2 protein-coding genes and 2 pseudogenes are annotated in these 3,584 nt (G+C 67.2%); all 4 read left to right on the top strand.

The window, feature by feature from the left end; all coding sequences use genetic code 11:
• The first annotated feature begins 391 nt into the window (after nt 1–391).
• The gene (locus U9980_RS08765) at nt 392–1,561 is read left to right on the top strand and encodes an inositol-3-phosphate synthase (protein ID WP_322767471.1); all 1,170 of its coding nucleotides are present in this window, start codon (nt 392–394) and stop codon (nt 1,559–1,561) included.
• Nucleotides 1,558–2,436 carry an SCO3242 family prenyltransferase gene (locus U9980_RS08760; protein ID WP_322753149.1) on the top strand — a complete coding sequence of 293 codons (879 nt, stop codon included), beginning with the start codon at nt 1,558–1,560 and terminating at the stop codon, nt 2,434–2,436. The genes U9980_RS08765 and U9980_RS08760 overlap by 4 nt, the downstream gene beginning before the upstream one ends.
• Nucleotides 2,433–3,310: pseudogene (locus U9980_RS28495) on the top strand (sugar phosphate isomerase/epimerase family protein). The gene U9980_RS08760 and the pseudogene U9980_RS28495 overlap by 4 nt, the downstream one beginning before the upstream one ends.
• 19 nt (nt 3,311–3,329) lie before the next feature.
• Nucleotides 3,330–3,584: pseudogene (locus U9980_RS08745) on the top strand (hypothetical protein); the annotation flags it as partial.

Genomic DNA, 3,584 nt, shown 5'->3' with positions numbered 1-3,584 from the left:
GGCTCGCGCGCAGCATTGTCACGTTCGGCATCCTTGTGAATACCTTTGTATTATTTGTTTGATATCCAGATTTAACCCAAATTTAACACTTGGTACGACTGCTTTAATCTAATATTCAGTGCACACCAGCGGTTATTACGTTTTTCCGACCAAGAACGCCGACCCGAAGCAAGCCTTTCGCGTCTCAATTCACCATGGCACCCAGGGATGACATCTGGCGATCACGCGGATGCCGTTGTATACAATCAAGAATTCCGACTGCCCCGGCACGTGAATCCGACGATGTGACGACCCGACAACCTGAGTCGTTCTTCATGTCACGCGATACAACCGAGATCCATCTACCAGCGCCGGAAAACGATTCAACGAGATCCCGCAAAGGATGATCGTTATGGCTTCTGGAAACGCCCGCCTCGGTATGTGGATGATCGGCGCACGGGGTTCCGTCGCCACCACCACCATGGTTGGCATGGCTGCTATACGTGCCGGGTTGACCTCGCCGGTCGGGTGCGTCACCGAGCTTTCGGACTTCCGTCCAGCGGCGCTCGCGCGCTTTGACGACCTGGTGTTCGGCGGCCATGACATCGGCACCGTCCCATTAGTGAAACGCGCCGAGCAGCTCGCGCTGGCCGGCGTCGTGCCCGTGCATCTCCTCGACCATGTCAAGGACGAGCTGGCTGCGGCCGACAAAGAGATCAAGCCTGGTGTCACGGACCTTCCGTCCGGGCGGACCCAGGCCGAGGCTGCTGCGGGGCTGGTGGCCGATCTGGTTTCGTTCCGACAACGACACCGGCTGGCACGCGTGGTAGTCGTCAATGTCGCGTCCACCGAGCCGACGCCCCCGGAATCAGCAGCCCATGCATCCCTGAGCCGTCTTCGGGAGGCGATGTCGTCGGCTGGATCGGTCGTTCCGACGAGTTCGCTCTACGCTTATGCGGCATTCACCGCGGGCTGTTCATACATCAACTTCACGCCGTCCGCAGGCGCTGGGCTGCCAGCCCTCGACGAGCTTTCCCGCGCCTGCGCCGTCCCCTACGCCGGTAACGACGGTAAAACCGGGGAAACTCTGGTCAAGTCCGCGCTCGCACCGATGTTCGCGCACCGCGCGTTACCGGTGCGTTCGTGGAGCGGAACGAACCTGCTGGGCGGCGGAGACGGCGCCACGCTGGCCGAACCGGCCCGAGCGCACAGCAAGACCAGATCGAAGTCGCGTGTCCTCGAATCCGTTCTCGGCCATCCGGTCGAGGGAATCGTCCACATCGACAACGTACCGGAACTCGGCGAATGGAAGACCGCCTGGGACCACATCCTGTTCGAAGGTTTTCTCGGTGTCCGGATGACGCTCCAGTTCACCTGGCAGGGCTGTGACTCGACGCTGGCCGCACCACTGGTGTTGGACCTCGTCCGTCTCCTCGGCCGGGCCCACGAGACGGGGCATGTCGGCCCCCAGGGTCAACTCGCGTTCTTCTTCAAGGATCCGGTTGCTACCGACGAGCACCGGCTGGTCATGCAGTACGAGGCACTCCGCTCCTGGGCGCGGTCACTGGGACCGCACCGATGACCGCGGTTGCGCATCTGGCGGCCCTGGTCGAGCTGGTGCGAGCGCCCGCCGCACTGACCGTCCCCGGGGACACCATCGCCGGCGCGGCGATCGTGGGCCGGCGGTTGGACCCGGCGAGCGTGGGTCTCGCCGCTGCCTCCATCTGCCTGTACTGGGGCGGAATGGCACTGAACGACATGGCGGACCGCGATGTCGACGCCGTGGAACGGCCACACCGGCCGATCCCATCGGGCCGCGTGACCCCGCGGACCGCTTTCGCACTGGCCACCGGCCTGACCGCAGCCGGGATCGGTATCGCGGGCCTGGCCGGTGGGCCCCCGGCGCTCATCGTCGCGGTTCCCCTGGCCGCCACGGTGTGGGCCTACGATCTTGCCCTCAAGTCCACCCCGCTCGGTCCCGCCGCGATGGCCACCGCCCGAGCCCTCGACGTCATGCTCGGCGCAGGTCCACACCAAAGCCGCCGTTGCCTCCCCGCAGCGCTCGTCGTCGCCGGCCACACCTACGTGGTCACCGAGTTGAGTCGACGGGAGGTACAGGGCAGCGGCAAGGCGCTACCGAAGGTCACCCTGGGCGCGACCACGCTGGTCATCGTGGCAACCTCGGCCGTCACCCGCCGTCGGGGTACCCGGCGCCACCAGATCGCCGGCATGGGCCTGCTGGGTGCCTACGCCGGGACCTTCGGCGCGGCTCAGGCCGCTGTCGTACGCGACCCGGGCGCGCGCCACGTCCAGCAGGCGGTCGGCGCGGGGATCCTCGGGCTGGTTCCACTCCAGGCTGCGATCACAGCATGCAGCGGCAGGCTTCGGGCGGCCGGCGCGCTGGCCCTGCTCTTCCCGGTAGCCCGGACCCTGGCCAGACGGGTGTCACCGACATGAATGGCCCGCTGCGCTTCGGCTACGGCACCAACGGCTTTGCCGACCACCCCATCGACGATGTCATCGCCGTGCTGGCCGGCATGGGCTACGACGGGATCGCACTCACGCTTGATCATCAGCATCTCGACCCGTTCGACGCCGACCTCGCCCGCCAGGTGCGGCGTGTCGGTGCCCGGCTCGCCGCGGCCGATCTCGCCGTCGTGATCGAAACGGGCGCCCGGTACCTGCTCGACCCCTGGCACAAGCACAGCCCCACCCTCACATCTCCCGACGGCCGGGAACGGCGACTGGACCTGCTGCGGCGGGCGGTCGGTGTCGGAGCGGATCTCGGCGCCGAAGCGGTGTCGTTCTGGAGTGGAACGGTGCCGGCCGGGGTCCCCACGCCCTGGCCTGGGAGCTGCTGGTTGACGGCTGTGCCAGCGTGGTCGCGGCGGCCGAGCAGGCAGGGGTCCAGCTCGGATTCGAACCCGAACCGGGAATGATGATCGAGGATCTCGCCGGCTACGAGCGCCTGCGAAACGCCCTCGGCGCGCCTGCTGCCTTCGGCCTCACCCTCGACATCGGCCACTGTCGGTGCCTGGAGCCCGCGTCTGTGCCCGAGTGCATCCTGAGCTCCGCGGACCGGCTGGTCAACGTGCAGATCGAGGACATGCGCCGAGGTGTCCACGAGCACCTGGAGTTCGGCTCGGGCGAGATCGATTTTCCCCCGGTCCTGGATGCCCTGACCAAGATCGGTTACAGCGGGCTGGTATCGGTCGAGCTGCCCCGGCACAGCCATGCCGCGCCGCTGGTGGCCCGGCGTTCCCTGGCCTTCCTGCGGCAGGCGTGTACGCCGGGGCCACAAGTCCGCCCGGAAATGATCCATCCACGGTGAGCCTGGGATGTGACATCACATGACAGCTGGCGACAGCGCAACTGGCGAGCGGGCAACTGACGAGCGGACGACCGGCGACGGGGGGCTGTCCGTCGACGGACTTGCCTCGACGCTCGCGCCCAGGCTCACCGGTGCCGGACATGCGTGGCTGACCAACGCGGTCAGCGCCGTCGGCGGTTCCGCCGCCACGATTGACCAGCTCTTCCCGGCGGTGCGTCGGCACTGCGGCCACGGCCCGCTGCTCGCGTCCACCGGCCCGGCCCCCGGCCCTGGG

Source organism: Protofrankia sp. Cr1 (assembly GCF_963555865.1).
In the GTDB taxonomy this organism is placed as follows: domain Bacteria; phylum Actinomycetota; class Actinomycetes; order Frankiales; family Frankiaceae; genus Protofrankia.
This window is presented reverse-complemented; position numbering and strand designations above follow the sequence as displayed.

Excerpts from the sequence above, each read along its gene's own strand:
- U9980_RS08760 (WP_322753149.1), top strand. The coding sequence starts at position 1,558 with ATGACCGCGGTTGCGCATCTGGCGGCCCTGGTCGAGCTGGTGCGAGCG.
- U9980_RS08765 (WP_322767471.1), top strand. The coding sequence starts at position 392 with ATGGCTTCTGGAAACGCCCGCCTCGGTATGTGGATGATCGGCGCACGG.